General features: G+C 40.4%; 27 protein-coding genes. 8 read left to right on the forward strand and 19 right to left on the reverse strand.

Features of this window, described 5'->3' with window-relative positions; translation table 11 throughout:
• Positions 1-178 precede the first annotated feature (178 nt).
• Positions 179-1,045 (reverse strand): nucleotidyltransferase-like protein, encoded by an 867-nt coding sequence (locus IHV11_RS18995; protein WP_197195923.1) that lies wholly within the window; start codon positions 1,043-1,045, stop codon positions 179-181.
• A gap of 118 nt (positions 1,046-1,163) precedes the next feature.
• Here IHV11_RS18995 and IHV11_RS19000 point away from each other — a divergent pair, with 118 nt between their 5' ends.
• Complete coding sequence (locus tag IHV11_RS19000) at positions 1,164-1,529, forward strand: YgzB family protein (protein WP_066286256.1); 366 nt, start codon at positions 1,164-1,166, stop codon at positions 1,527-1,529.
• A 34-nt stretch (positions 1,530-1,563) separates the two neighbouring features.
• Here IHV11_RS19000 and perR read toward each other — a convergent pair whose 3' ends face one another.
• The 4 genes from perR to IHV11_RS19020 all read right to left on the reverse strand — a co-directional run bounded on the left by perR (position 1,564) and on the right by IHV11_RS19020 (position 5,011).
• On the reverse strand, positions 1,564-1,995 hold the full coding sequence (gene perR, locus IHV11_RS19005; RefSeq protein ID WP_137792276.1) for a peroxide-responsive transcriptional repressor PerR: 432 nt from the start codon (positions 1,993-1,995) through the stop codon (positions 1,564-1,566).
• A 107-nt stretch (positions 1,996-2,102) separates the two neighbouring features.
• Positions 2,103-2,651: a cob(I)yrinic acid a,c-diamide adenosyltransferase gene (locus IHV11_RS19010; protein WP_197195924.1), complete on the reverse strand. Its 549-nt coding sequence runs from the start codon at positions 2,649-2,651 to the stop codon at positions 2,103-2,105.
• Between the two features lies 1 nt (position 2,652).
• On the reverse strand, positions 2,653-3,603 hold the full coding sequence (locus IHV11_RS19015) for a D-2-hydroxyacid dehydrogenase (protein ID WP_197195925.1): 951 nt from the start codon (positions 3,601-3,603) through the stop codon (positions 2,653-2,655).
• 298 nt (positions 3,604-3,901) lie between these two features.
• A complete protein-coding gene (locus IHV11_RS19020) occupies positions 3,902-5,011 on the reverse strand; it encodes an aminopeptidase (protein WP_197195926.1) in 1,110 nt (369 codons plus the stop codon).
• A gap of 146 nt (positions 5,012-5,157) precedes the next feature.
• Here IHV11_RS19020 and IHV11_RS19025 point away from each other — a divergent pair, with 146 nt between their 5' ends.
• The gene (locus IHV11_RS19025) at positions 5,158-5,337 is read left to right on the forward strand and encodes an H-type small acid-soluble spore protein (protein WP_197195927.1); all 180 of its coding nucleotides are present in this window, start codon (positions 5,158-5,160) and stop codon (positions 5,335-5,337) included.
• A gap of 27 nt (positions 5,338-5,364) precedes the next feature.
• On the opposite strand, the gene bcp is transcribed toward IHV11_RS19025, so the two are convergent.
• The 3 genes from bcp to IHV11_RS19040 all read right to left on the reverse strand — a co-directional run bounded on the left by bcp (position 5,365) and on the right by IHV11_RS19040 (position 6,964).
• A complete protein-coding gene (gene bcp / locus IHV11_RS19030) occupies positions 5,365-5,835 on the reverse strand; it encodes a thioredoxin-dependent thiol peroxidase (RefSeq protein WP_197195928.1) in 471 nt (156 codons plus the stop codon).
• Positions 5,836-5,901: 66 nt separating this feature from the next.
• Positions 5,902-6,318 carry an ion channel gene (locus IHV11_RS19035; protein ID WP_197134112.1) on the reverse strand — a complete coding sequence of 139 codons (417 nt, stop codon included), beginning with the start codon at positions 6,316-6,318 and terminating at the stop codon, positions 5,902-5,904.
• Positions 6,319-6,418: 100 nt separating this feature from the next.
• Positions 6,419-6,964, reverse strand: a complete 546-nt coding sequence (locus IHV11_RS19040; RefSeq protein ID WP_197195929.1) for an NADPH-dependent FMN reductase — start codon at positions 6,962-6,964, stop codon at positions 6,419-6,421.
• A 231-nt stretch (positions 6,965-7,195) separates the two neighbouring features.
• On the opposite strand from IHV11_RS19040, the gene IHV11_RS19045 reads away from it, so the two are divergent.
• From IHV11_RS19045 to IHV11_RS19055, 3 genes are read left to right on the forward strand one after another with little or no spacing between them, the layout of a single operon-like run.
• Positions 7,196-8,248 (forward strand): ArsR/SmtB family transcription factor, encoded by a 1,053-nt coding sequence (locus IHV11_RS19045; RefSeq protein WP_197195930.1) that lies wholly within the window; start codon positions 7,196-7,198, stop codon positions 8,246-8,248.
• Positions 8,249-8,263: 15 nt separating this feature from the next.
• Positions 8,264-9,190 (forward strand): ABC transporter permease subunit, encoded by a 927-nt coding sequence (locus IHV11_RS19050; RefSeq protein WP_197195931.1) that lies wholly within the window; start codon positions 8,264-8,266, stop codon positions 9,188-9,190.
• Positions 9,180-10,103, forward strand: coding sequence for an ABC transporter permease (locus IHV11_RS19055; RefSeq protein ID WP_197195932.1), 924 nt, complete (start codon positions 9,180-9,182; stop codon positions 10,101-10,103). Before IHV11_RS19050 ends, IHV11_RS19055 begins: the two co-directional genes overlap by 11 nt.
• Positions 10,104-10,320: 217 nt before the next feature.
• Here IHV11_RS19055 and IHV11_RS19060 read toward each other — a convergent pair whose 3' ends face one another.
• From IHV11_RS19060 to IHV11_RS19070, 3 genes are read right to left on the reverse strand one after another with little or no spacing between them, the layout of a single operon-like run.
• Complete coding sequence (locus IHV11_RS19060; protein ID WP_191755535.1) at positions 10,321-11,106, reverse strand: ABC transporter permease; 786 nt, start codon at positions 11,104-11,106, stop codon at positions 10,321-10,323.
• A gap of 6 nt (positions 11,107-11,112) precedes the next feature.
• Positions 11,113-11,904: an ABC transporter permease gene (locus tag IHV11_RS19065; RefSeq protein ID WP_144703842.1), complete on the reverse strand. Its 792-nt coding sequence runs from the start codon at positions 11,902-11,904 to the stop codon at positions 11,113-11,115.
• The gene (locus tag IHV11_RS19070; RefSeq protein WP_197195933.1) at positions 11,897-12,913 is read right to left on the reverse strand and encodes an ABC transporter ATP-binding protein; all 1,017 of its coding nucleotides are present in this window, start codon (positions 12,911-12,913) and stop codon (positions 11,897-11,899) included. Before IHV11_RS19070 ends, IHV11_RS19065 begins: the two co-directional genes overlap by 8 nt.
• Positions 12,914-13,440: 527 nt before the next feature.
• On the opposite strand from IHV11_RS19070, the gene IHV11_RS19075 reads away from it, so the two are divergent.
• The 3 genes from IHV11_RS19075 to IHV11_RS19085 all read left to right on the forward strand — a co-directional run bounded on the left by IHV11_RS19075 (position 13,441) and on the right by IHV11_RS19085 (position 17,285).
• Complete coding sequence (locus IHV11_RS19075; protein WP_197195934.1) at positions 13,441-14,727, forward strand: glutamate-1-semialdehyde 2,1-aminomutase; 1,287 nt, start codon at positions 13,441-13,443, stop codon at positions 14,725-14,727.
• Between the two features lie 213 nt (positions 14,728-14,940).
• Positions 14,941-16,011, forward strand: coding sequence for an FUSC family protein (locus tag IHV11_RS19080; RefSeq protein WP_197134076.1), 1,071 nt, complete (start codon positions 14,941-14,943; stop codon positions 16,009-16,011).
• Between the two features lie 230 nt (positions 16,012-16,241).
• Positions 16,242-17,285: a nuclease-related domain-containing protein gene (locus tag IHV11_RS19085; protein WP_197195935.1), complete on the forward strand. Its 1,044-nt coding sequence runs from the start codon at positions 16,242-16,244 to the stop codon at positions 17,283-17,285.
• Positions 17,286-17,331: 46 nt separating this feature from the next.
• Here the strand turns inward: IHV11_RS19085 and IHV11_RS19090 are convergent, their stop codons facing one another.
• The 8 genes from IHV11_RS19090 to IHV11_RS19125 form a co-directional block, all read right to left on the reverse strand.
• The gene (locus IHV11_RS19090; RefSeq protein WP_197134071.1) at positions 17,332-18,252 is read right to left on the reverse strand and encodes an ABC transporter permease; all 921 of its coding nucleotides are present in this window, start codon (positions 18,250-18,252) and stop codon (positions 17,332-17,334) included.
• An 11-nt stretch (positions 18,253-18,263) separates the two neighbouring features.
• A complete protein-coding gene (locus IHV11_RS19095; RefSeq protein ID WP_197134068.1) occupies positions 18,264-19,268 on the reverse strand; it encodes an ABC transporter permease in 1,005 nt (334 codons plus the stop codon).
• 287 nt (positions 19,269-19,555) lie between these two features.
• Positions 19,556-21,157, reverse strand: coding sequence for an ABC transporter substrate-binding protein (locus IHV11_RS19100; protein ID WP_197134065.1), 1,602 nt, complete (start codon positions 21,155-21,157; stop codon positions 19,556-19,558).
• A gap of 58 nt (positions 21,158-21,215) precedes the next feature.
• The gene (locus tag IHV11_RS19105) at positions 21,216-22,190 is read right to left on the reverse strand and encodes an ABC transporter ATP-binding protein (protein WP_197195936.1); all 975 of its coding nucleotides are present in this window, start codon (positions 22,188-22,190) and stop codon (positions 21,216-21,218) included.
• The gene (locus tag IHV11_RS19110; protein ID WP_197134059.1) at positions 22,165-23,175 is read right to left on the reverse strand and encodes an ABC transporter ATP-binding protein; all 1,011 of its coding nucleotides are present in this window, start codon (positions 23,173-23,175) and stop codon (positions 22,165-22,167) included. The genes IHV11_RS19105 and IHV11_RS19110 overlap by 26 nt, the downstream gene beginning before the upstream one ends.
• 224 nt (positions 23,176-23,399) lie before the next feature.
• The gene (locus IHV11_RS19115; RefSeq protein WP_197192122.1) at positions 23,400-25,142 is read right to left on the reverse strand and encodes an ABC transporter ATP-binding protein; all 1,743 of its coding nucleotides are present in this window, start codon (positions 25,140-25,142) and stop codon (positions 23,400-23,402) included.
• Between the two features lie 111 nt (positions 25,143-25,253).
• Positions 25,254-25,781: a nucleoside tri-diphosphate phosphatase gene (gene ntdP / locus IHV11_RS19120; protein WP_066242704.1), complete on the reverse strand. Its 528-nt coding sequence runs from the start codon at positions 25,779-25,781 to the stop codon at positions 25,254-25,256.
• Positions 25,782-26,173: 392 nt separating this feature from the next.
• A complete protein-coding gene (locus tag IHV11_RS19125; RefSeq protein ID WP_153238267.1) occupies positions 26,174-26,344 on the reverse strand; it encodes a gamma-type small acid-soluble spore protein in 171 nt (56 codons plus the stop codon).
• Positions 26,345-26,394: the final 50 nt, after the last annotated feature.

A 26,394-nucleotide genomic window follows, 5' to 3' on the forward strand; every position in this document is an offset into this window, starting at 1 on the left:
GCTTGTTTCGTGTGTCGCTCGTTTTGGCGACTTTATTAGGATATCATCTTAAAAACAAGATGTCAACCTGTTTTTTTATCGTGTTTCCCGACTGCAACATTGTTTCTGTGTGTCGCAGCGACAAGGAATAATATAGCACGATATAGATAAACAGGTCAACACCTTTTTAGAAAAAAGTTTATTCTTTTATTGAGTAGTAACGATGATACAGGTTTTTGCTCTTTGTTTCCCGCTTGATTGCCTTTATATAACCCTTGTCTTTTAAGTGAGTAAGAATCATAGGAAGATCGATCGCATAGTCTTGAACCTCATCATGTTCCATCAATTCATGATATGCCCATTCATCCTTCTCTTTAATAATACCCAACAGATGATGCGCACCTATTTTTGTTTTAGAAGAAAGTGAAAACTCTGATGCTAGTAATAGAAGTTCGATTCTTTTATCAATCGTCTCTTCTCCTGTTACAAGCTCTTCATACAACTTAAAGATTTCAGGTTGGATCATCTTCACCTGGTTCCAAACAGTAACTTCTGGATAATATCCATGTTCAATAACAGATAGACGAGCTAAATGATGAAGAGCATGCATGATGTTGTTAAATGCATCTAAATAATGGCCCGAGTGGAAGAGTTCTTTTCCATCGTTATATCGGCGAAGTAGTTTTGCAAACTCAAGACCAATCTTATGTGTTCTTTCTTCAGCAGGAAACTCGTGAAGTCGGTCTCTTAATCTTGTTATGTACTCATTACGGTTAAATAGAACTTTCCCGTTCATCACCCAATCAACCGCTCTTTTATTCGTACCGAGCATCAACCAAGAATTAAGCAGTTGTTCTGTCACAATGTGAAGCGCAGCTGAAGTTGACTCAAACTCGTAGTGTTTGATCATCAAAGGCTGATCGGATTCTTTTACTATAATAAGAAGTATTGAATCAAAATGATCCGTGCCAGGGCTGAATGGTTTATTCTTTTCAACAAAAAGCACTCCTAATGTGTTTTCGTTGCTTGCTCTCTCCTGATACAGCGGGCGTAAAATATCTTCCATGAAGGTCATCTCCCATTTTAACAAAATCCTGTTTGTTACTTTCAACATCAAATAAAGAAATCCTTTTTCTTTTCCTAAGAGTTCATATGTTATACTAATGAACGGAGGAGGGACAGGTATGATAAAGTATACGAGCAAAATCAATAAAATACGTACGTTCGCGTTAAGCCTTGTTTTTATAGGTATTATCATCATGTATGCAGGCCTGTTTTTCAAGACAAGTTTTGTCGTTATGTCTATTTTTATGGTGATTGGGTTTATCGCAACGATCGCTAGTGCTGGTGTTTACTTCTGGATTGGTATGATCTCTACTCAGGCTGTGCAGGTTGTCTGCCCAAACTGCGGAAAAGTAACGAAAGTACTAGGACGTGTAGATGCATGTATGTCATGTAACCAGCCACTTACGATGGATAAAGGTCTTGAGGGCGAAGAATTTGATGAGAAATACAACTCAAAACGCCAGATGCGCAAAGAGAATAGATAAAGCTGACTTACCGTAGTGGAAAGTCAGCTTTTTTTTAATGTTTTCTTTTGCAATCCGGGCATACTCCGTAAATTTCCATACGGTGTCGGCCTACATCAAACCCTGTTACAGATTCTGCTAGACTCTCAACCTCATCTAAACCGGGATAATGGAAATCCACTATCTTGCCGCATGAATCACAGATGATATGGTAGTGATCAGTCGTCACACAATCAAATCGGCTTGATGAATCCCCATAAGTCAGTTCTTTTACAAGACCCGCTTCTTTAAAAACTCTAAGGTTATTGTAGACTGTTGCTACACTCATATTTGGAAATTTCCCCTCCAGCGCTTTATAAATCTCATCAGCAGTCGGATGGGACATTGATTGGATAAGATGCTCTAAGATAGCATGACGCTGAGGTGTAATCCGTACCCCTACTGATTTTAAGTTGTCGATTGCCGCGTTTATCTTAGCGCTTGACATCGTCATGCACCCCATTTCTTTAAGAATTCTTACTTTATAATCGTTATAATTAGTCTACTGCTTTTCTACAGGTTTTGTCAATTGAAGTGTATGTATGCAGTATTGTATTAGGACTGATTTTCGTGTAGAACTGGCTCTTTCACTTTCATTTGTTCATTAACGTAACGTGCAGCAACGAAGAGGAAATCAGAAAGTCTGTTAAGATAAGACAACACAAGTGGATTTACACCTTCAATTTCTACAGCAATACGTTCTGCTCGCCTCGCAATTGTTCGTGCGGTATGAAGAGCACTTGCTGACGGGGAACCACCAGGAAGAATGAACTGCTTTAAAGGTTTCAGTCCCGCCTGCCAATGATCAATCGTCTCTTCAAGAAATGAGATATCTTCTTCTTTTAATTTCCACGCTACTTCCTTACCCGCTGGAGTTGCTAGCTCAGCTCCAACATGAAACAAAACAGTCTGTACTTTTTGCATAACAGTTGTCGCTTTTTCTGCCCATTCTTCTCTCGGCAGCAAGCTTACGCCAAATCCGATCATGCTATTCGCTTCATCACATGTGCCATACGCGTCTACGCGCACATCGTTTTTAGAAACCCGTTCACCAAAGATTAAGGATGTTGTTCCTTTATCTCCAGTTTTTGTGTAAATTTTCATACTAATACCCCCGGTCATATGGAATGATATTGATCATCTCTTTACGCTTATCATTTCTATATAGAGTTAGATTATCACAAAAGATCTCGATCGCTCTTTCTTGGTATTGAGGTGAAATCCCTGAAAGGTGCGGCGTAACCGTTACGTTCTTCATATCCCATAATGGACTTTCTTCTACTAATGGCTCTTTTTCAAACACATCGAGAACGGCGTGGTGGAACTTCTCCGCTTGCAATGCTTTGATCAACTCTTCTTCGTCTACCGTTTTCCCTCTTCCGATATTAAGGAATACTGCGTTCTGTTTCATTAGAGAAAAGGCACTCTTTCCAACAAAATGAAAAGTCTGTGGCGTTGATGGGAGAACATTCACGATAAAATCACTTTCTTCATAAAGAGTGGAGATTCCTTCTTTATCCACGATTACATCACAGTTTTCAGCCGGATGCCCGCTTCTATTAAATCCGATGGTTTTCATATTAAAAGCTTTAGCAAGTCTTGCTATCTCGCATCCGATTGCTCCTGTTCCTAATATACCAAGCGTCTTTCCTGAGATCTCAGTCATCGGCACTTTCCGATCCCACGTGTGCTGTTTTTGATTTTCTAAAAGCAGACTTGCTTTGCGTGAAACTTGCAGCATCATGGAAATCGTATATTCTGCCATAGGCGTTTTGTGGATGCCTCTTGCATTCGTAATCAGAATATCTTGTTTTTCTAGAGCTTTAAACGGCATTTTATCAAGACCAGCTGAAATAACCATGATCCATTGTAGTTCTTTTGATTCAGCTACTAATTCATCAGTTAGATCTTCCCCATAAGATAATAAGATTTCAGCTTGATTAAGATACGCCTTAGCTTCTTTCATGTTCTTATAAAAATGAAATTCTTCATTCGGGAACGTGTTCTTTAATCCGTCTTTTATATCATCTCTTAATCGCGCGCTGGAAAGAATCATAAGGAACACCTCTTTTCGAGTAATAGAAAAAGCGGGAACGTGCTCCCCGCTTTTTAAGTTGTTGCTGTTTTGGTTTGGCTGTTTCCTAATGGAATTACTTTGAGTCTGTTTGTTCTCAATCTTCATTGAAAATTTGATTGGAGTGAAAGGTGCGAGACTCCTGGGGGATCAGCGGGACAGGTGAGACTCCTAGAAGTGCAGAGCACTAGGAGGCTCACCGCACGCCCCCCGGAAAGCGAGCAACCTGTAACGGAAATCAACAACCCTCATAGAGCAACAAAGCTATCCCAATCAGTTCTTACTTAAGGTTCTCTGGATTAAGACCCTGAAGTTCCGGCAGTACGAACAAACCATCTTTTCTGATCAATACATCATCAAAGTAGATCTCTCCACCACCGTACTCTGGACGCTGGATCAATACCATATCCCAGTGGATGCCTGATTCGTTTCCGTTGTATGCATCTTGATACGCTCTTCCAGGTGTGAAGTGAATGCTGCCGCCTATCTTTTCATCAAATAAGATATCTCCCATCGGATGTTGAATCAGTGGATTTACCCCGATCGCAAATTCCCCAACATAACGTGCACCTTCATCTGTATTAAAGATCTCGTTTAATTTTTCGGTGTTGTCTGAAGTGGCTTCAACAATCTTTCCATCTTTAAATGTAAGTTTTACGTTGTTAAACGTTGTTCCGTGATAAGGACAAGGTGTGTTATAAGTAATGGTTCCATTCACACTGTCTTTTACGGGTGCCGTAAATACTTCTCCATCAGGAATGTTATTTTCACCTGCACACATAACAGCTGGAATTCCTTTGATCGAGAACGTTAGATCAGTTCCAGGAGCTGTGATGCGTACTTTATCTGTACTTTCCATTAATGCATGAAGTGGTTTTTGTGCTTCAGCCATCGCCTTATAATCCACGTTACACACATCAAGTACAAAATCAGTGAACTTTTCTAAGCTCATTTTTGCCATTTGTGCAAGACCTGTAGTTGGGTAGTTTAATAATACCCATTGTCGGTCATTGATGATCATGTTTTGAACAGGTTTATTGATCTCCGCTTTCATCTGGAAAATCTCACTTGGAACTTCTGAGAACTCTGCATCATTGTTTTTACATTGAATAGAGATATACGCATCAATATCTTCTATGCGTGTAAGATCCCATTTCACTTGTGCCTCAGAATGCTCTTTCGTTGAGCCCATCATTAATGCACGTGAAATTTCTTCGTCTGCTAGTTGTACGTAAGGAAAAGCTCCTAGTTTATATGTTTCTTGAACGAGTTCTTTTACAAGTGGCTTCCCAGCTAAGAATGAAGTAATAAGTACTTTTTGCCCTTTTTCAACCTTTAGTGAATGCGTCAGCAATGTTCTAGCCAACGTCGTTAAACGTTCATCTCTCATTATGTATAACCCCCGAATTTATATGTTATAAAATTCACACTATTTCATTTTATCACGCATAAGCCATCATGCCTATTTATTAGGAACGAAAAGCATAGTCTATCAGTCTCTGCTGCATACTATTTGGCGTGGAGGTGAATGAATTCATGAACGTATCACGCGCTCAGCAGATCATTGAATCAGAAAAAGAGATCCAAGTGCTTCACAACGGAACTCCTGTATGGCTTCAATCTGTTGATGAAAACAATCAAACCGCTAGAGCTTACACAAGAGAACAGCCGGATCACGAAATGGACATACCGGTTAACGAACTTCAGGAAAGTTAAAAAGCCCCGATTTCTCAGGGCTTTTTTCTATGACAGATTTTCTTCTATAAATTTCAATGCTTCTTCAACATGATCCTTCACTTTAACTTTTCGATATTCTTTCGCAATGTTTCCTTCTCCATCGATGATAAACGTAGAGCGTTCGATTCCCAAGTATTCCTTGCCAAAGTTCTTTTTCAGTTTCCAAACATCGTACAGCTCTGCAACTTTATGTTCCTCATCAGCTAAAAGGATGAACGGAAGACCATGCTTCTCGATAAATTTGTCATGTCGCGCTAGCGGGTCAGGACTAACTCCGAGAATAACGGTATTCTGTTTCTTAAAGTCTTCGTGACGATCTCTGAAATCACATGCTTGCGTTGTACATCCTGGCGTCATATCTTTTGGATAAAAGTAGAGAACCACATTTTTGCCTTTGAAATCTATTAATTTAACTTCTTCTCCATTACTTGCCGGTAATGTAAAGTCAGGTGCTTTACTTCCTGTTTTTATCGTCATTGTATTTTAGACCTCCTTAAAGTTTCATCTTCTTTAAGGGTAGCCTATATGTCCGTTTTCAAACAACTATTTTGCCATCTTGTTATGGTGAACAACCGAAGATAACACGAAAGCAATCGGCAGCAAGTACCCGATCAGCGCTTGAAGAGCGGCTATCCACCTTCCTGCTCCAACAGGTACGATGTCTCCATAACCTACTGACAAAATCGTCGTGCTGCTGAAATAGATGCATGCTTCTATAAAAGAGAAAAAGTCACTCTGATTCAATTCTAGTTTTATGACGGGATAGCCCATCAGAGAGATAAGGGCATAAATGAGCCCAAATCCTGAAATGATCGTTCCATACACGATGAACAAGATCAGCAGATGACTCGCTGGCATCAGATGTTCTTTGATTCCAGGATGTTTAAAGAGCATCCATATACTTCTGATAATGAGACTAGCAGTTGTTATGATCAAGATTACTAATACGACATTTTCCATTCTGTCCACCTCTCTTTATCCTATGAAAAAGAAAGATTGAATAGGACAGCCTTATGATCAAAAAAGACAGCCTAATTTTCACAGGCTGTCTTCTTACTTTTTATTTAGCTTGGTTTACTGAAATCGCTTCTGTTAACTCTTTTAACTGAAGTGTTAACTCACGCACGCGCGTTTGTGCCAATTCATCAACGAGTACGTTGCCTTCATCAAAATTAACTGGATCTGCAACAAATTGATCTGGCAGTACTAAGCTGTATACACCGCGGAGCACAGTGCGAAGATTAGTCAATGCGTTCATTCCGCCCTTTCCGCCTCCTGCAGCAACAGCAATTGCTGACGGTTTGTTCTTAAAATGCTTTCCTCCTAAGAAATCAAGCGCATTTTTCAATGCTCCGCTTATTCCGCTGTGATACTCTGGGCTCGTTACAAAAAAGCCATCAGCTTGTTCAGCATACTCAGCTAATTTTTTTACTGTCTCATTCTGAGCTGTCGTAGCATCTCCAGTAAATAAAGGTAACTTATCGATTCCAACATCAAAATACGAGACCTCAACGTTCATCTGTTTCAACGTTTCTGCAGCGAACTGTGCAATTCCTCTTGTTCTTGATTCTGCTGTCGGACTTCCTGCAATCACCATAATTTTCATATGTATTTCCTCATTTCTGCTATGCAATGTAATTTTGTTTATATCTTACAGGATAATGAATGCTTATTTATAACAATAAGCTTTCACATGTGAAAAATCAGGTCTTAAGTCCAGAAAATAAACATTGACTTATCTCCTATTAGAATGTAAATTATTTGTAATTTTGAAATTCTCAAAAACTAATTCGATCTTCAGCTAATCAAATTATATATCATACATAATGGAAGGACGATGAAAATGGCACTTGTTTCAGTTGACTTTTCCCCTTTTAACGAAATGATAATGAGCCTCCACGTTATTCAAAATCCTGCTCACCACCCATATCGACTTGCATGGGCTGAAAAAGCAAAAAATAAATTACCGCAAGATCTTTTACTATTAATCAACAAATGGGGACCGCATTTTTATGACTGGATGTATTTCGTTAACATTCGAAACGAATTTCAATTTAATGAATCTACCGTCGAAGAGGCCATTGAACGTATAGCGCTCATTCCAGACTTAACGTTTTCCTATCTCTTGCTAGGTGAGAAATATGGAAGTGACTCTTTGCTCAAGTGGAAAAACAGCCCTGCATCAGCACCTCTTCACTCTATTGAACGAGACATTCTTTTACATGCTGCACCCTGGAAAAGGAAGGTTTGTGATTTCTTTTATGATTACAACCGTCACTTGTTTGCAGAAGAGCTTTTCAGAATTACGCCTTGGATTGCAAGAGCATCTGACAATTTCAAGAAAGAACTGAGTGACTCGAAAATTGAAAGTTTAAACAGCATACATCCTGATGTTACAGTAACTTCTGATTCGATAAAAATTAAGAAGAATGATGTTTACACGTTTTCGTTTGAAGAGTTTCCTAGACTCGTGATTCAGCCATCCACATTCGCTACGCCACACGTCATGCTTTGCTGCAACCAAGACCGAGTTAGCATCGCACTCCATGTTGCTGTTCCGGATTCAGAAAAAAACCATGAACCACCTGAAGATTTAATTACCTTATTAAAAGTACTGAGTGAGCCAACAAGACTTAAGATCCTGCAAGACTTGCTTCACCATCCTTACAGCACGAAACAACTTGCTTATAAATACCATCTCACTGAAGCTACCGTATCGAATCATTTAAAGCAGTTGCTTTTATGTGGTTTAGCCGAAACACAAAGAAAAGGCTATTACGTTTTTTACACCGGTAAGCGAGAAAGACTGGAATCACTTCGTACAGATGTCGCTCAATTTATGCAGCAGCCTGTTTTGGACGAATATATTTTCACGGCTGACTTAACGTGAAAGGAAACTAAAGTCATGAAGAAGTTATTCGTATTAATGAGACCTTATTTATTGCTGTCCATAGGAGTTGTTTTACTTTCTGCAACTCCGTCTATATTTGCTGGAGAGAACACTTTGAAATTCAGCCTGTTTCGTTACGGACAGACTGTTATTGAAACAATTGTCCAACTAACCAAACCACATTCGTTAACTCTTTACACACAAACACAAACACTCGCCTTTCCTAAAATGCCCGAAAACCGCTCAGTAGAGTTTCTGGATCAGATCACTGAAAGACCATTATTTCCAGAGGTTTGGGGTATTGTCATCTATACTGCAGGACTCATCATAGCTAGTTTTACTATCGCTATCATTACGGCTATAGTACTTGGATGGATGACAGAACTGCTTCCTTCCATCTTTAAGAAAGTACTTCTAAAATGCTGCAGCCTGCTAGAATCGATGCCAGATTTGTTCTTTGTTTTTTGCATACAGCTATTAGTTGTTTGGATTTATAAGCAAACTGGGTGGCTTGCTGCAAATCCTTTTACATCCAGCAAAGAACCTGCTCTTTTGATTCCGCTTGCAACACTCAGTATTGTACCTGGTATCTATTTGTTTAGAATGATGCTATTACTTTTAGAGACAGAGGTGGATAAGGATTATATCACCTTTGCTCGTTCAAAAGGGATCAGTAAATCCGCTATAATTTTGAAACATCTTTTAAGTAACACCATCTCTGAACTCAGTACACACTTCCCCATCATCATGCTTCTTTTATTCAGCCAGATGGTCGTATTGGAATACCTGTTTAATATGAATGGTGTTATTCAAATTCTATTAAGTGAACAGCCTTATGAAACGAAGGCTATGCTTTTACTGCTGATCGTCACTCCGTTATTTGCAGCAGTTAAAGGTTTACAAAAAGTGATCTTCAAGAGGAGGAATATTCATGCTGAGTAAAATTCCTCTTTTCTTTACAGGTTTCTTTTTGCTGCTGTTCATTTTGGCTGCTAGTATTGTCGTTCCGATCGCATTTTCTGAACCTGAAGTAAACCAATTTCGATACTCTGATTCCTTAAAAAAGTTGGACATTCCGCCTTATAGTCCTTCTAAAGAGAATTGGCTTGGTACAGATCGTATTGGAAAGGATTTATTTTATATCTTAGTTGACGGTGCCAAATATACGATTCTTTTTGCCTGTATCATTACGTTAGCAAGAATCTTAATTTCTGTTATTTTGGGATTGTTTTTTAAACGCTTGTTTAATAGCAGCTGGTTCAGCGGTCTGATCCAAAGCTTCCAATACGTTCCACCATCCCTTATTGTACTGCTGACTTTGTCGCCTTTTCTTTTTTACGAATTAAGAAATGAATCTGTGCTCTCAACTTCAGAAACATTATTTCTTCAGTTGCTTGTTCTTATTGCAGTTGGTGTTCTGCCGCTCGGAAAAATCATCGCTGAAACGACTGAACTGTTATCGAGGACGGATTATGTTATCTGTGCCAAACTCATGGGTGCTTCTTCCTTTCAAATCACAGCAAAACATATTTTTCCCCATTTATGGCCGAGACTGTTTGTTTTAGTCGGCCGCCAATTTGCACAAGTTCTAACGTTAATGCTTCACTTAGCAATCTATCATCTTTTTATTGGCGGTGTGCAAATCACTTCCGGTCAAGAGCATGACCAATTCAACCATTATGCGTCGGTTTCTAATGAATGGACTGGATTAATCTCTGCTTATCACAAGGAACTAATGCTAGAGCCATTTATTGTTATGGTTCCTGTAACCGCTTTTGCCCTTTTGGTGCTTTGCATTAACATCATGACGAAAGATTTAGAACAGCATTTTAAGAATCGATCTTTGTCTAAATGAAATGGCTGTTTTTGTATTCATTGTTGCTTATGAGAGTAGTTGATCTCCGTTTTAAATTGATCACTTTTCGCGGGGCAGGCGGTGTGCCACATTGGTACGTTTCACTTTCAAGTGTTATACCTGCCCAGCTGTCCTAGAACGACTTTGGCAAAACAAGTCTAGTATGGAAAATTAAACAACAAAAACCGCTCTCTCAATTAAGGAGAACGGTTTTTCTTTAGTTACCAGCGCCTCTATACTTTGTCACTCCAACGTTCCATAACGTTACAGCGATCAAGAAAAACACGATTCCAACAACCGGTGTTAAGAACGCATACGTATACCACTCTTCACGTTCTAAAAAATAGGAAGATGGATATACACCGACAAACGCGAACGGAAGGATCCACGTTAACACATACTTGATCACTTTGTTGTAGATATCAACTGGATATCTTCCGTAGTTGCCGATGTTGTACATCATCGGCATTATATCTGTTCTCGAATCAGACCAGAACCCGATCGTTGCAAGAGCAATAAAAATACCTGCATACACGAGTGCTCCGCCTATTACTAACAGAATGAAGATGAACGGATCGTACCAGCTGATCTCTAGACCCAGCTTATCACCTGCATAGAACATTACAACTAATCCTGTAACTACACCGAAAAGTGATTCTAGCTCCATTCGTTCGAGTACAATTTGAAAAAGACTGTGAACGGGTCTTGTTAAGATACGATCCATCTCGCCTTTTACAATATATCTGTCTGTAAAATCCCAAATATTAAAGAACGAAGCAAAGATCGAGAATGGAACTAAGAAGAATCCGTAAATAAAGATCATCTCATCCTTACTCCATCCAGCAAGAAGATTCGTATGGCCGAATACGACCAGGATAAAAACTAAATTTACCGCTTGAAATAATAGATCTGAAAAGATTTCGACGATCATATCAGCACGATACGTAAGCCTAGTTTTTAAATATTGTCCGACGTATTGAAAAAAGATTGAAATATACTCCATCTGCTTCTAACCCCCTTGAACCACAAGCTGACGCTTCGCCAAAATCCATAGCCCATACACCGGAATGATAAGGAGTAGCGACCATATTGCTTGGTTAAGAAGGGCTTCATAGATCTGTGAGCCTTTAAACCCTTCAGTAAAAATCATACTCGGGATATAGCTGATCCCTTGAAACGGCAAGTAGCTCATCACGTTCTGAGCCCACATCGGATAGAAACTGAGCGGTAAGATAAGTCCTGAAAACAAATCGATCACTACACGTTTTGCCCGAATCAAGCCATCATTATTAAATAAGAAGAAAGTTGCGATTCCAGCTAACAGATTGATCTGTGTGTTAATGATAAAGCTGAACGTGATCGATAGGAAAAATAACAACCATGTACTTGCGTTCGTGGATAATTCAATAGGAAACACGAGCGCTACGATGATCATTCCAGGAACAGAGAAAAATAAAAGCCTGAAGATTCCTTCGCCTAAGCCTTGCATCATCTTCATGTTTAAATACGGATAAGGACGGACCATCTCAACGGCCACTTTTCCTTCTTTAATCTCCATCGCAATCTCTCGGTCGATGTTGTTAAAATAAAAGGCTCTTGCCATCCACGCCACAGCTATATACGTTGTCATCTGAGTGATAGAAAGACCTTGTATATTTTCTTTTCCTCCATAGATGGCACTCCATAGAAAGTAATAAGCTCCTATATTAATGCTATAAATGAGTATTCCACTGTAATAGTTCGTCCGGTATGCAAGCATCATTAAAAAACGGATGCGAATCATCTCGATATACTTACCCATGACGAACAGCACCTTCAACATAAATATTTCGGATGATCTCTTCTGTCGAGATCTCAAGGATCTTCAAATCAGCAATCTTTTTGGCTGCTGTCACTTTTCCAATCACACCTGAAATCACGGTCTCGTCAGCATCAACCGAAGCAACCCATACTAGGTCACTCTCCCCTTTTTCCCAAACCACAAGATGTTCTTGTGTAAGATGCTGCAACTCTTCCAACGTTGCTTTTTCACTAAACTGAAACTGAATCTGTTTTCCTTCTGCCCAATTTTCACGAAGCTCTTTTAGTGGTCCATCATAAATAATTTTTCCTTCATCAAGCATAACCACTCGTTCACAAAGCGCTTCAATATCTGAAAGGTCATGCGTTGTTAAAAGAATCGTCGTACCGTATTTCTCGTTAATTCTCTTTAGAAACTCACGAATTTTTAACTTTACGAGCACATCAAGTCCGATTGTCGGCTCGTCCAGAAACAATAGCGGCGGATTATGAATAAGAGCTGCAGCAAGTTCACAGCGCATGCGTTGTCCGAGTGAAAGTTTGCGGACAGGCTTGTCGAGCAACGGTCCGATATCAAGCGTCTCTATCACATCTTTCATATGCTCTTCATACTGTTGATCCGGCACATTGTAGATTTTCTTTAATAATCTGAAAGACTCTTGAACAGCAATATCCCACCATAACTGCGATCTTTGGCCAAAGACGACGCCAATCGTTTTTACAAACTTCTCCCGCTCTTTATGCGGATTCATACCGTTAACAACAATTTTTCCGTCAGTCGGCGTGAGGATCCCTGTCAGCATTTTAATGGAAGTCGACTTACCTGCACCGTTCTCCCCGATATAACCGACCATCTCCCCTTTTTTTATCGTAAAAGAGATATCATCAACAGCTGTCTTGATCGTGTAGTTTCGTGTGAAAAGATCACGAAACGCCCCCTTCAGACCTGATCGGCTGGAGAAGGATTTAAATTCTTTTTTTAAACCTTGTACATCTATAATGTTCTGCATAGAAATGCCTCCGTATTTTTTTTCGCTATAAATGTTGTTCTTTAAAGTGGTTGATCTGCGCTTCAGGTGCTTCGCTTTCCGTGGGGCAGGCGGTGAGCCACTTGCCGCTTTGCGCCCTAAAGTGTCTCACCTGACCGCTTCAAGGAAGTATCTTGCTCCTGCGTCTACTAGTTAATGCTGCTGCAGTAAGATTCCTCGTAGCATGCCTTGCAAGCTGCCTCTCATGCAGTAGGCACGCACCTTCCGCTCCAATCAACTAGTCAATCAAGAAAATATCAAAATAGAAAGTAACCTTTCTTAGAGAATCCAATTCTTAGCATTGTAAGGTCCCAATTTTGCGATGTGAAATTTAAAGTTTCCTAAATAGAGAAACTCAAGGCACTCGATAAGTTTACTCCAATCACATTCATAAACTCAAATAGTTGAGACTGCTTTGTCATAGTTTTCCATACCTGTTCCTCGCGCTTATTCATGCTACAATATGAATTGAACTTAACTGACGTATCGTTTACAGGAGGTATTTATAGATGAAACACACGAAATCTGAAGCTCTATATGATGAAGCGCTTCTACATATTGTTGGCGGTGTTAACAGTCCGTCCCGATCATTTAAAGCAGTTGGCGGTGGTGCACCTGTATTTATGGAACGTGCACAAGGCGCATATTTTTGGGATGAAGACGGTAATTGTTACATCGATTATCTAGCTGCATATGGTCCTATTATTACCGGACATGCTCATCCTCATATCACAAAGGCGATCGTGACAGCCGCAGAAAATGGTGTTCTCTATGGAACGCCTACTTCTCTTGAAGTAAAATTCGCGAAGATGTTAAAAGAAGCGATGCCTGCCATGGATAAAGTTCGTTTCGTAAACTCTGGAACAGAAGCGGTCATGACAACAATCCGCGTCGCTCGTGCTTATACCGGCCGCGATAAGATCATCAAGTTCGCAGGCTGCTATCACGGCCATTCCGATTTAGTTTTAGTTGCAGCTGGCTCTGGTCCTTCGACTCTAGGTACTCCCGATTCAGCTGGTGTTCCAAAATCTATCGCGCAAGAAGTGATTACCGTTCCATTTAATGATGTTGACGCTTATCGTGAGGCGATGGATAAATGGGGTGACCAGATCGCTGCTGTTTTAGTGGAACCGATCGTTGGAAACTTCGGGATCGTCGAACCGAAAGAAGGCTTTTTGCAAGCAGTTAACGATATCACCCATGAGCATGGCGCACTTGTAATCTATGATGAAGTGATTACAGCTTTCCGTTTCATGTATGGTGGCGCACAAGATCTTCTTGGTGTTAAACCAGACATGACCGCGCTCGGAAAGATTATCGGCGGCGGACTGCCGATCGGCGCATATGGCGGTAAACAAGAGATCATGGAAAAAGTAGCACCACTCGGACCTGCATATCAAGCTGGAACAATGGCAGGAAACCCAGCATCGATTTCAGCGGGTATCGCTTGTTTAGAAGTTTTAAAAGAAGAAGGCGTTTACGAGGAAATGGACCGCTTGGGTGCTATTCTTGAAAAAGGTTTGCTTGAACAAGCTGAGAAACATGGTGTTTCCGTAACGATCAACCGCTTGAAAGGTGCTTTAACACTTTATTTTTCAGATGAAAAGATCGAGAACTATGTACAAGCAGAAGCAACAGATGGTGAGATTTTCGGAAGATACTTCAAACACATGCTACATGAAGGGATCAACCTTGCTCCATCCAAATATGAAGCGATGTTCTTAACAACAGCGCACACCGAAGAAGACGTTCGCGCAACGATCGAAGCAGCTGGGAGAGCATTCAGCTCCCTATAAGTTTTATAGAAATATGAAAGAATCCGTCATGGTACGGATTCTTTTTTTGATTTAAGGGAAAACCTGTAATAGAGCGTATTTGTTTTTCATAAGGTATATAGGTCTGTTACTTTTCACAATTTGTTAACAGATATTTACTTGATTAAAAGGTCGAAACAGTTTATAGTGTTTGAGATTATTAACATTTTTTATGAGAAAGGAATTATTGCAGTTATGAAACTAGGAGCCCGAATGATTAAAACGGGTTTAGCCATTTCTTTATCGATCTACTTAGCGATGTTGTTTCAATTGGATCAGCCGGTCTATGCCGCGATTGCCGCTACATTTGCGATCCAGCCATCCATCTATAGATCGTATCAAACCATTTTAGAACAAGTTCAAGGTAACTTGGTGGGTGCCATTTTTGCTATTATCTTTGTAATTTTACTAGGAAACAACCCATTTGTTATCGGATTCGTTGTCGTACTTGTCATTGCAGCAAACTTAAAAATGAAGATTGAGAAAACGATTCCGTTATCCATCGTTACTGTGATCGTGATCATGGAGAGCCATACGGAAAACTTTATCGGTTTTGCGATCGACCGTTTCTTATTGATCATGCTCGGCGTATTATCAGCGTTCTTAGTTAACCTGGTATTCATGCCGCCTAAATACGAAACGAAACTGTATTATAAAATTTCCGATCACACGGACGAAATCATAAAATGGATTCGCATGATTACCCGTCATGCTACAGAACATAGTGCCATTAAAGAAGATCTGACTCATCTCAAAGAAAACCGCTTTAAGATGGATCAATATTACTTATTGTATAAAGAAGAACGAACGTATTTTAGAAGCAATAAGTACACCAAAACACGAAAACTGGTTCTTTACCGCCAGATGATACAAACGACAAACAAAGCACTAGAACTGTTGAAGAGTCTTCACCGCCATGAAAACGAATTGAACAACATGCCTGAACCTCTTCAAGAGCTGATCCAATTAAAACTCGATGGCTTGACCAACTTCCACGAACAGATGCTGTTGAAGTACACAGACAAGATCCGTGCACAGCATACGCTTGATATGGATGATGCTATCAATAAAAAAGCACTCATGAAATGCATCATGAGCTATTACAAAAATCCTGAGAACGAAGATTGGATCGAACTTTTCCCTGTTTTCGCTCTAATCATAGATTACGCAGACCAATTGGAACACTTGAACACACTGGTAGAAAGCTTTAAGAACTACCACCAGGAAGACAGTGAAGTGCAGTTGGACCAGCGGTTTGAGGACTAATAATATGTATTGGAAGCCAGCCCATTTTTGAGGGTTGGTTTTTTGTTTGTGTGGACACTTGCTTAAAGCGCCGTGTCGAAATATGTTTATAATTGTAATCTCGTCAATATATGCTTAGATTTGGTCAAATTACGCATTTAATTGCTCAAATTATAGTTGTTTTCTTCTAAATTAAGTATTAAATATTTCAAATTAGTAAATTTCCACACTCAAAATAGTAATCTTACCTTTTGATTACGACATATAAAAAATTCAAAATGAAAATGTACACAAAAAAACGGGATATTGGAGGAGTAATTATTAAAAAACATAGGAAAATTCCTATTTATATAACCAAATTATCAAAACTAATTAAACGTATGCCCCAAACACATAATAAGTTGCTTGAACTTCAACAGAAATTGAAAAACCACATCACTGGTTATAAAGGTGAAAAATCACTTGAATTTTTCTATCGATATCTACCTAAAGATGTTTATTTCCTACATAACATACGTATTCTTCAGAATGATTATTATTTTCAAATGGACACCGTAATTCTTTCTCCTAGCTTCATTACAATACTAGAAATAAAAAATTTAGTTGGACATCTATACTTTGATGATCGTTTTTCCCAACTTATTCGGACTTATGAAGGTAAAAAAGAAGCGTTCTCAAATCCCATAGAACAAGTTGAACGCCAAAAGTTACATTTATATAAAATACTAAATCAATATAAATTCACGTCACTTCCCATTGAAACCCTTGTAGTCATTACTAACCCTTCATCAATTATTGAAGCTTCTCCAACTTATCTAGAAGCTTCCGAAAAAGTAATTAGAAGCTCTAGCCTACAACATAAATACGCAAACCTATCTCGAAAGCATCCCAATATATTGTATACACATAAGGATATAAAGAAGTTAAGTAAAATACTTTCCAAAGTAAGTTCTTCTTACGATCCCGATGTTTGTAAATTATATAAAATAAATAAAAATGAGCTAATCCGAGGTGTGTTCTGCTCAAATTGTGATCATTCTTCAATGAGCTATGTTTGGGGGAATTGGTATTGCCCTACTTGCTCATCTTCATCTAAAACAGCTCATATCACGGCACTACAAGATTATGCTCTATTAATTTCTCATACCATCACTACAAGTGAATGTAGTGATTATTTAAACTTATCATCAAAAAAACAAGCATATAATCTTTTACGATTATTAGACCTTCCTTTTACAGGGAATAGAAAATCCCGCAAATACATCCTAACCCCCCTCCTAGAAAAAACCACATAAAAAAGAAGCTCAGCCTAAGCCAAGCTTCCTCACATTCAACTAATCGCTAACTTTTCATCCGTGGATCTAGTGCATCACGCAGGCCGTCACCCATCAGGTTGAATCCGAGTACCGTTAGCATGATCGCTAAGCCTGGAAACAATACGGTCCATGGCGCTTGAATGATAAAGTCTTTTGAATCCGCGAGCATCTTACCCCACTCAGGTGTTGGCGGCTGTGCACCCATTCCTAGGAATCCAAGAGCTGCTGCTTCAATGATCGCCGTTGCGATGGCAAGAGTTCCTTGAACGATAATTGGAGCGAGACTGTTCGGGAGGATATGATGAATCAGTATCCTGAAGTCGCTCATTCCGACCGCTCGAGCTGCTGTAATGTATTCCTCTTCTTTTACACTAAGCACTCTCGAGCGCAATAAGCGTCCGAACGTTGGAATGTTGATAATCGCGATTGCAATCAACGCGTTCTTTAGTGATGGTCCGAGTACAGATACTACCGCAATGGCAAGTAAGATACTTGGAAACGCCAGCAAAATATCAAAAATACGGGAAATGATGCCATCGACCCATCTTCCATAATATCCTGCAATAATGCCAAGCAAGGAACCTACGATAACGGAGCCAGCTACCGAGAAAAATCCTACCCAAAGCGAGATGCGAGCACCATGAATGACACGGCTTAAGATATCACGGCCGAATTCATCCGTTCCAAACCAATGTTCAGCAGATGGAGCGATGTGTTTATCTTTCAGCTCAACTTCACTATAGCTGTAAGGTGCAATCAGGTCCGCGAAAATCGCAATCAAGATAAATAGCGATACAATTGATAGACCAACAAGAGCGATCTTATTCTTTTTGAAACTTCTCCAAGCATCTTTCCAAGGAGAGATTACTTTGTCTTCCACAGGTTCCACTGGCATATGCTGTGGCTGCGGAACTACGGGAGGTGTTGATCTTGTGAGTTCTGACATTCTAATCCCTCCTACTTGAATTTGATTCTCGGGTCAATTGCTGCGTACAGCAAATCAACGAGTAGATTGATTAATACGAAAATCGTTGCGACTACTAAAATACCAGATTGGATAACCGGATAATCACGGTACGAGATCGCATCATAAATGTATGTACCAATGCCTGGCCATCCAAAGATCGTTTCAGTCAGAATCGCACCGCCTAATAGCAGTCCCGTCTGAAGACCGATAACCGTTACTACTGGGATTAACGCGTTTTTCAATGAATGCTTGTATACGACCCAAAACATTTTCATCCCTTTAGCACGAGCCGTTCGGATGTAGTCTGAGCGCATAACTTCAAGCATGCTTGAGCGAGTCATTCGCGCGATAATTGCCATCGGTATCGTAGCTAGTGCAGCTCCTGGCAAGATGAGATGTTTGACTACCTCAGCAAACTGATCCATTCTTCCTTGAATCAATGTGTCGATCAAATACAGATGCGTGATCGGATCAACCGGAACACGAATGTTGTCACGACCCGTTGTCGGTAGAAGATCAAAGTGAATAGAGAAAACATATTGCTCCATCAATCCAAGCCAGAAGATCGGCATAGAAACACCAACTAGCGCAAGAACCATAGCCGTATAATCGAACCAAGAGTTTTGAAACCACGCGGAAATGATACCTGCGTTAACTCCAATCACGATTGCAATAACCATCGCAACTAAAGCAAGTTCAATAGTAGCTGCTAGATACGGCCACACTTCTTCTGCGATCGGAACGTTCGTTTTTAATGAAACTCCTAGGTCTCCTGTAAAAAGACCTGTCAAATAATCAATAAATTGCGTGTACCACGGTTGGTCTAATCCAAGTCGCTGAGTTAATGCAGCAACAGCTTCCTTTGTGGCCTGTTGCCCTAAAATTAATTGTGCTGGATTACCCGGGATAGCGCGAATCATCATGAACACGATAAATGTCATCCCTAAAAGTACAGGAACGAGCGTTGCTAACCGTCTGATCGTATAGGCAAACATAGGGTCACCTCTTTCTTAAGAAGAATTACAAGTATGTTAGGTTAAGAGTTGTTATTCTTGAAAGGCGTTGCTTTCCACTCCAGGATGCTCGCTTTCCGGGGGGCGTGCGGTGAGCCTCTTAGCGCTAGGCGCTATTAAGAGTCTCACCTGTCCCGCTGATCCCCCAGGAGTCTCGCACCTTACTTTCCAATCAACGTATCAAAGGGGTTAAGAAAGACTACCTTCTAGAGAATCGTTTTCCAAAAAAAGAGGAGCAGGCTATTTTAGGCCATACTCCCCGCCATACATTATTCGAAAGATACGTCCGCGAAAGATTGAGAACCTGTTGGATGTGGAACGAATCCTTTAATCTTGCTTGCTCCAGCTAACTGAGGCTTAGAGTGAACAAGTGGTACCCATGGAGCATCTTCATGGATGATTACTTGTGCTTGTTTGTAAAGCTCTTCACGCTTCGCTTCGTCAGCCGTTGTTTGAGCTTCAACTAAAAGCTTATGAACGTCTTCGTTCGCATAACGAGAGTAGTTGTTAGAGTCGATTGTGTCTTTATCAAGAAGCGTATAAAGGAAGTTATCCGCATCTCCATTGTCACCTGTCCAACCTAACATGAACATTGGTGCTTCACCTTTTTGAACTTTCTCAAGGTAAGTACCCCACTCAAATGTTACGATGTTCGCTTTAATATTCACTTTTGCAAGTTTTGCTTGAATCGCTTCAGCTACTTTTTGACCATTTGGCATATATGGACGTGCTACAGGCATTGCCCAAAGATCCATTTCGAATCCTTTTTCCATACCTGCTTTTGCTAAAAGTTCTTTTGCTTTTGCTTCGTCATACTCACGATCTTGAATCTCATCGTTGTATCCAGCGATTGAAGGAGGCATTGGGTTTTTAGCCGGCTCAGCTGTTCCTTCATAGAAGTTGTCGATGATCGCTTGCTTGTCGATCAAGTGGCTGATCGCCTGACGTACTTCTTTTTTATCAAATGGTGCTTTTTCAACGTTAAATCCTAGGTAACCAACATTCATAGATGGACGTTCGAACAACTGAAGTTTTCCATTGTCTGAAACTTTTTTCATATCAGATGGATTAAGAGCATCCATTAAGTCGATTTCGCCTTTTGTTAGTGCATTCAAACGAGAAGAGTTATCTTTGATTACTTTAAACGTTACGCCATCAAGTTTCGGCATATCTTTTACCCAATAGTCAGCATTCTTTTCAAGAACGATCGTATCGTTTGGCTTCCAGCTCTTGAATTTGAAAGGACCAGTACCAACTGGCTCTTTGCTTAGCTTGTCGCCGTCTAAGGATTTAGGACTCGCGATTGCGAACGGGCTCATCGCTACGTTCTTTAAGAATGGAGCTTGTGGCTTGTTCAACGTAATAACTACTTTGTTCTCGCCATCTGCTTTTACATCTTTAATTACATGGCCTTCGTCACCTTCAAATCCACCAAACATAGATCCGTAGTATGCGAATTTCTCGCCATCTTTACTTTGTGCCCAACGATCGAAGTTCTTTACTACTGCATCAGCGTTGAACTTCTCGCCATCGTGGAACTTAACACCTTCTTCAAGCTCGAACGTATACGTCAAGCCATCTTCAGAGATCTCCCATTTCTTTGCAAGACCAGGAACGATATCTGTGTTATCTTTTCCATAATTTACAAGCGGCTCATAGATTTGCTCGGTTACGATGAATGATTCACCGTCAGTAACAACAGCTGGATCAAGTGCTACAGAATCTCCGCCACGACCGTAGATCATGACATTGTTCGGATCGACTTTTTCGTCGTCTCCTCCACTGCTGCTATCTCCTCCTGATGAACACCCTGCCAACGCAAGAGATAAAGCGAGCATTAAAGCAAATAAAGTTAATAAACTTTTCTTCATCTTCTTTCCCCCAGTTCTCATTTTAGTTATGCCTTTGTTTATATGTACGTGTCTGCCGTTATTCGTAAAGGTGGCAGGCAGCGTAGTGGCCTTCAGCAACTTCTTTTAAAACAGGCTTTACGGTCCCACAATGCTCCATCGCTGCAGGGCAACGTGTATGGAACGGGCAACCAGCAGGCGGGTTCGATGGACTCGGCACATCTCCTTGCAGGATGACACGGTCCTTTCGATGCTCTACATCTGGTATAGGAACAGCTGATAAAAGAGCTTGTGTATATGGATGTTTTGGATCATCATAAAGCTTTTCACTATCAGCAAGCTCTACGATATGACCCAAATACATAACTCCCACTCGGTCACTGATATGGCGGACTACGCCAAGGTCATGCGCGATAAACAAATACGTAAGATCGAACTCTTTTTGTAGATCTTGTAAAAGGTTTAATACTTGAGATTGAATGGAAACATCCAGTGCAGATACCGGCTCGTCCGCGATAATGAGCTTCGGATTCACGGCAAGTGCTCGTGCGATTCCGATACGCTGTCTTTGTCCTCCTGAAAATTGGTGAGGATATCGCTTTGCGTGCCAGCTTGAGAGTCCTACCACTTCAAGCAGTTCTTTTACTCGTCTTTTTCGTTCCGCTTTATCTTTTACACCATGAACGATTAGTGGCTCTTCTAAAATTTTCTCAACCGTATGACGCGGGTTCAGGGAAGCAAAAGGATCTTGAAACACCATCTGCATCTCGCGGCGTTTCTTCCTCATCTCACTCGAGGATAATTTCGTTATATCCTCGCCTTCAAAGTAGATCTTTCCTTCAGTAGGTTCTAAAAGTCTTAAGAGCATGCGTCCTGTCGTGGACTTACCGCACCCGCTCTCTCCTACAAGGCCGAGTGTCTCCCCTTTTTTTATGTAAAAAGAGATTCCGTCTACTGCCTTTACTTCGCCAACGGTCTTGCTCAAGAGTCCGCCTTTAATCGGAAAGTGCATCTTTAAATTTTCAACTTTAACTAATGGCTGTGTCTGACTCATGCAGATTCACTCCTTTCCCGTCCTCGTAAAGCCAGCATCTGACTTGATGACTGCCTTCTTGAGTTTTAAGATGAGGAGTTTCAGTTATACACCTTGTTCCTGCATGCTCACAACGAGGTGCAAACGAACAACCCGTTTTGACCGAACCAGGTTTCGGTACGTTTCCTGGTATTGAGTATAGACGGCCAACCTTTTCCCTCATATCTGGTACGGACTTGATCAACCCAACCGTATAAGGGTGCTTCGGATCTTGGAAGATGGTTTTCACTTCACCTTCTTCGACCACTTTTCCAGCGTACATTACAACAACGCGCTCACACATCTCAGCAACTACACCAAGATCATGCGTAATCATCATGATGGCGGTGTCTGTTTCTTTGTTTAGTCGTTTCATCAGATCTAAAATCTGGGCTTGAATCGTAACATCCAAAGCGGTAGTAGGCTCGTCCGCTATCAGAAGTTTAGGGTCACAGATCATGGCCATGGCGATCATGACACGCTGACGCATACCTCCTGATAATTGATGAGGATATTCTTTTACAAGCTCTTCTGCCCGTGGAAGCCCCACTAGCTTAAGCATCTCAACGGCTTTGCCCATCGCTTCTTTTTTGGACCATTTTCTATGTATGCGTAGTGATTCAATAAGCTGCTCACCGATTGTTATAACCGGGTTCAAGCTTGTCATCGGCTCCTGAAAAATCATTCCGATTTCATTGCCTCTAATTTGCCGCATCCTTCTTTCTGGTGCTGAAGCAATATTTTCACCTTTAAAGAGAATCTCTCCTTCAATTTTCCCAGGCGGTGTAGGTACTAGTCCCATTACGGATAGTGACGTCACACTTTTACCGCAGCCCGATTCTCCTACGATACCAAGCACTTCACCAGGATTAACGTGGAAATCAACTCCGTCCACAGCAGGGATTGCGCCATCGTCTGTAAGGAAAGAAGTTCTTAAGTTCTTCACTTCTAGAACTGGATTTCCCATGAGATCTCACTCCTTTCTCTAAGCTGCCAAATTTCCTAGAATATTACTTCTCTGTTGAGAATTATGACACTACTCTGACAATTTGACAATATTTAATTTTCAGAATAGTCGACAAATATGTCTTATGTTGTAGTTCTTTCGTATGATTTTCATGTTCCTTTGAAACTACAATCCCGTTTAAAAGCTATAAAAAAGACCAGCATCTCTGCTGGTCTCGTCTAAAATTAACTTAGTTGTTGAACCATGAATAGGTCATAATAAGCGCCTTGTTTTTCCATCAATTTCTTATGGTTGCCGATTTCTACGATCCTGCCGTGATCAATCACGATGATTCGATCAGCATGCGTTATAGTGGAAAGTCGGTGGGCCACAATGAAGGTGGTTCGATCTTTTGCAAGTTTTTCTAAAGCTTCTTGAATCAAATGTTCACTCTCAAGATCGAGTGCAGAAGTTGCTTCATCAAGAATAAGGAGCGGTGGATTTTTTAAAAAGACACGAGATATAGCCACTCGCTGCTTCTGACCGCCAGATAATTTAACTCCACGTTCCCCGATCTTGGTATCATAACCCTCCGGAAGGCTCATTATGAATTCATGTGCATTAGCCGCTTTAGCAGCCGCGATCATCTCTTCATCTGAAGCCTCTGGATTACCCATAAGAATATTCGCGCGAACAGATTCACTAAAAAGAATATTATCTTGAAGAACCATACCGATATTATCTCTTAGCGTTCGCACTTTAAAATCGCGGATATCCGTTCCATCGAGCTTGATGCTTCCTTCTGATACGTCATAAAAGCGTGGAATCAAGCTGATCAACGAAGATTTACCTCCGCCACTCATTCCCACAAGAGCAATCGTTTCACCTGCTTCAACCGATAAGGAAACATTATGTAACACATCCGCTTCTTCCTCGTTGTAAGTGAATGATACATTTTCAAAATCAAGCTTTCCTTTTACCGATGTTAAGGGTTTCGCCTGAGGAGAGTCTTCAATATCATAGGACTCATCTAAAAACTCAAACATTCGGTCCATAGACGCGATCGATTGTGTCAGTGTTGTAGATGAATTCACTAGTCGTCTAAGTGGATTATATAGTCTATCCATATACGCTACAAAAGCAACTAAAGCCCCAATTGTAATGTTTCCTTGAATGCCTTGATACGCTGCAAACCCAATAACAAGAAGCGGCGCGATATCTGTTACAGTATTTACGACCGAGAATGTCTTTGCGTTCCATTTTGTGTGATCCATTGCACGGTCTAAGAAGTTGCGGTTTCGTTTATCAAACTGAACCTGCTCGTGATCTTCGAGTGCAAAACTGCGGATGACTGACATACCTTGAACGCGTTCATGCAGATGGCCTTGCACTTCAGCCAGAGCCTGCGAACGATCTTTCGTTAATTGACGAAGTCGGGCATAGAAAAATTTTACCGAAAACCCGTAAACCGGAAGCATGGATAAGGCTACGATCGTTAGCCAAAAATCCATAGAGAACATGATGGCCGCAGCAATTATAATCGTCGCCATATCTAGCCATACATTCATAAGACCGGTAATGACAAACGTTTTTGTTTGCTCAACGTCATGGATGACTCTTGAAATAATTTCGCCTGATTTATTGTTCGAATAAAAACGCAAACTCAAGCGTTGGATATGATCAAACATCTTATCACGAATGTCATATAAAACCTTTGTTCCTACCCATTGTGCATAATATTGTCTCCAGTATTCGATTGGTGGTCGAAGCACAACAAATATGAGTGCAGCTCCACCCATGAGCCAGTAAAGTTTGTTTAACTTTTCATCTACCGGCAATGAGACTTGAATGATATCATCCACTACATATTTTAAAATCAGTGGTGTTAGCAACGGGATACCAAACTTGGCTAACCCGATTAAAATCGTCCAAAAGATTTGCCACTTGTATGGTTTTACAAATTTCAAATAACGTTTAATACTATCCATTTCATTTCACCATTCTTTCTTTCATAAAAAGAAAACTTGGCAAAGCGCCAAGTTAACCAAAGATAAGATAAAAAAAGGATAACCTGTTGACTCTTCAACAGGTTTTCCTTTTTATCGGAATTCTAAATATCTTTCGTACCATTGTTCCACAAATCCAGGTTCAAACGGTCCCTTTTTTTGTGTGACCATCAAGATTAATTCTTGAAGGTTCTTCTTAATGATCGTATCGAGCTGACTCGGATACCTCATCATTCTTTTATGCAGCTCATATTCATCTTCATCCAATAAGATATAAGTGCCATCTGGAAATACTTTTATATCAAGATCATAATCAATATACTTCAATGCTTCCTTGTCCCACATGAATGGTGAGCCTAGGTTGCAGTAGTAATAAATCCCGTCTTCTCGTATCATTCCGATCACGTTAAACCATTGCTTCGCGTTAAAGTAGCATATGGCCGGTTCCCTCGTGCGCCATTGACGCCCGTCAGATTCAGTAACAAGAATCCGGTCGTTACCACAAATCACCTGACTAGGAGTCCCTTTCAAAATAACCGTATCTTCCCAGTTTCTATGAAGATAACCGTTATGCTTATAGCTTTGGATATTGATTATACTTCCGGTTGCAGGAAAACTCATCTCTCTCTCCTTTCTGCCCGAGTTCCGGAAGCTAATGTTACCTATTGAATTGTTAATTCTCCTTCCTCTTTAACCAATTGTCGGTAATTCACCAGCTCCATTAATAAACCTCGTTCTTCATTTTTTTCGATGTTTTTATTCCCGATCATTACTTTCTTTCATAACACACGCTTTTTTTCTCTTCTTTATTATATCGTTTTAAGAATAGTTTGGAAATGTACTTGTCCCTGTTTTTTTCATAAAAGCGCCTTTTTTCAAATAATTCCACTCGTCACTAGTATTCCCATCGGTCATGTTTAGAAAACGTATGTAATTCTTGTGAATGTCAGATAAAAAATGAAGAGGAACCAAAAAATGCTCCCTAGTGATTAGGGAGCATTCCTGGATAGAGGTTATTTTTGTTGTTGGTTTTTACCTTGTTGAGACTGTTGGTTTTGTTGGCGAACTTCTTGAGCGTTAGTTTCGCTAGCAAATTCAGTCCCGTAAGATTGACCAGCTTGTTGTTGTTGAGCGTTTTGTTGCTTTTGACGAGCTTGTTGTTGTTGTTTTTGTTGTTTGTCCATGTTTTTCACCTCCACGAAATATAATTTACCCGGGGTAGTCCTTTTTTATA

This window comes from Fictibacillus sp. 26RED30 (assembly GCF_015903845.1).
In the GTDB taxonomy this organism is placed as follows: Bacteria; Bacillota; Bacilli; order Bacillales; family Fictibacillaceae; genus Fictibacillus; species Fictibacillus phosphorivorans.

What these genes read in the sequence shown, in the direction of transcription:
- IHV11_RS19060 (WP_191755535.1), bottom strand. Translation starts at nt 11,106, where the DNA reads ATGGAGTATATTTCAATCTTTTTTCAATACGTCGGACAATATTTAAAA.
- IHV11_RS19020 (WP_197195926.1), bottom strand. Translation starts at nt 5,011, where the DNA reads ATGAGAGATGAACGTTTAACGACGTTGGCTAGAACATTGCTGACGCAT.
- IHV11_RS19105 (WP_197195936.1), bottom strand. Translation starts at nt 22,190, where the DNA reads ATGAGTCAGACACAGCCATTAGTTAAAGTTGAAAATTTAAAGATGCAC.
- bcp (WP_197195928.1), bottom strand. Translation starts at nt 5,835, where the DNA reads ATGACGATAAAAACAGGAAGTAAAGCACCTGACTTTACATTACCGGCA.
- perR (WP_137792276.1), bottom strand. Translation starts at nt 1,995, where the DNA reads ATGTCAAGCGCTAAGATAAACGCGGCAATCGACAACTTAAAATCAGTA.
- IHV11_RS19095 (WP_197134068.1), bottom strand. Translation starts at nt 19,268, where the DNA reads ATGTTTGCCTATACGATCAGACGGTTAGCAACGCTCGTTCCTGTACTT.
- IHV11_RS19125 (WP_153238267.1), bottom strand. Translation starts at nt 26,344, where the DNA reads ATGGACAAACAACAAAAACAACAACAACAAGCTCGTCAAAAGCAACAA.
- IHV11_RS19045 (WP_197195930.1), top strand. Translation starts at nt 7,196, where the DNA reads ATGAAAATGGCACTTGTTTCAGTTGACTTTTCCCCTTTTAACGAAATG.
- IHV11_RS19065 (WP_144703842.1), bottom strand. Translation starts at nt 11,904, where the DNA reads ATGGGTAAGTATATCGAGATGATTCGCATCCGTTTTTTAATGATGCTT.
- IHV11_RS19110 (WP_197134059.1), bottom strand. Translation starts at nt 23,175, where the DNA reads ATGGGAAATCCAGTTCTAGAAGTGAAGAACTTAAGAACTTCTTTCCTT.
- IHV11_RS19090 (WP_197134071.1), bottom strand. Translation starts at nt 18,252, where the DNA reads ATGTCAGAACTCACAAGATCAACACCTCCCGTAGTTCCGCAGCCACAG.
- IHV11_RS19055 (WP_197195932.1), top strand. Translation starts at nt 9,180, where the DNA reads ATGCTGAGTAAAATTCCTCTTTTCTTTACAGGTTTCTTTTTGCTGCTG.
- IHV11_RS19000 (WP_066286256.1), top strand. Translation starts at nt 1,164, where the DNA reads ATGATAAAGTATACGAGCAAAATCAATAAAATACGTACGTTCGCGTTA.
- IHV11_RS19115 (WP_197192122.1), bottom strand. Translation starts at nt 25,142, where the DNA reads ATGGATAGTATTAAACGTTATTTGAAATTTGTAAAACCATACAAGTGG.
- IHV11_RS19050 (WP_197195931.1), top strand. Translation starts at nt 8,264, where the DNA reads ATGAAGAAGTTATTCGTATTAATGAGACCTTATTTATTGCTGTCCATA.
- IHV11_RS19075 (WP_197195934.1), top strand. Translation starts at nt 13,441, where the DNA reads ATGAAACACACGAAATCTGAAGCTCTATATGATGAAGCGCTTCTACAT.
- IHV11_RS19015 (WP_197195925.1), bottom strand. Translation starts at nt 3,603, where the DNA reads ATGATTCTTTCCAGCGCGCGATTAAGAGATGATATAAAAGACGGATTA.
- IHV11_RS19080 (WP_197134076.1), top strand. Translation starts at nt 14,941, where the DNA reads ATGAAACTAGGAGCCCGAATGATTAAAACGGGTTTAGCCATTTCTTTA.
- IHV11_RS19040 (WP_197195929.1), bottom strand. Translation starts at nt 6,964, where the DNA reads ATGAAAATTATGGTGATTGCAGGAAGTCCGACAGCAGAATCAAGAACA.
- IHV11_RS19025 (WP_197195927.1), top strand. Translation starts at nt 5,158, where the DNA reads ATGAACGTATCACGCGCTCAGCAGATCATTGAATCAGAAAAAGAGATC.
- IHV11_RS19070 (WP_197195933.1), bottom strand. Translation starts at nt 12,913, where the DNA reads ATGCAGAACATTATAGATGTACAAGGTTTAAAAAAAGAATTTAAATCC.
- IHV11_RS19035 (WP_197134112.1), bottom strand. Translation starts at nt 6,318, where the DNA reads ATGGAAAATGTCGTATTAGTAATCTTGATCATAACAACTGCTAGTCTC.
- ntdP (WP_066242704.1), bottom strand. Translation starts at nt 25,781, where the DNA reads ATGAGTTTTCCTGCAACCGGAAGTATAATCAATATCCAAAGCTATAAG.
- IHV11_RS19100 (WP_197134065.1), bottom strand. Translation starts at nt 21,157, where the DNA reads ATGAAGAAAAGTTTATTAACTTTATTTGCTTTAATGCTCGCTTTATCT.
- IHV11_RS19010 (WP_197195924.1), bottom strand. Translation starts at nt 2,651, where the DNA reads ATGAAAATTTACACAAAAACTGGAGATAAAGGAACAACATCCTTAATC.
- IHV11_RS18995 (WP_197195923.1), bottom strand. Translation starts at nt 1,045, where the DNA reads ATGGAAGATATTTTACGCCCGCTGTATCAGGAGAGAGCAAGCAACGAA.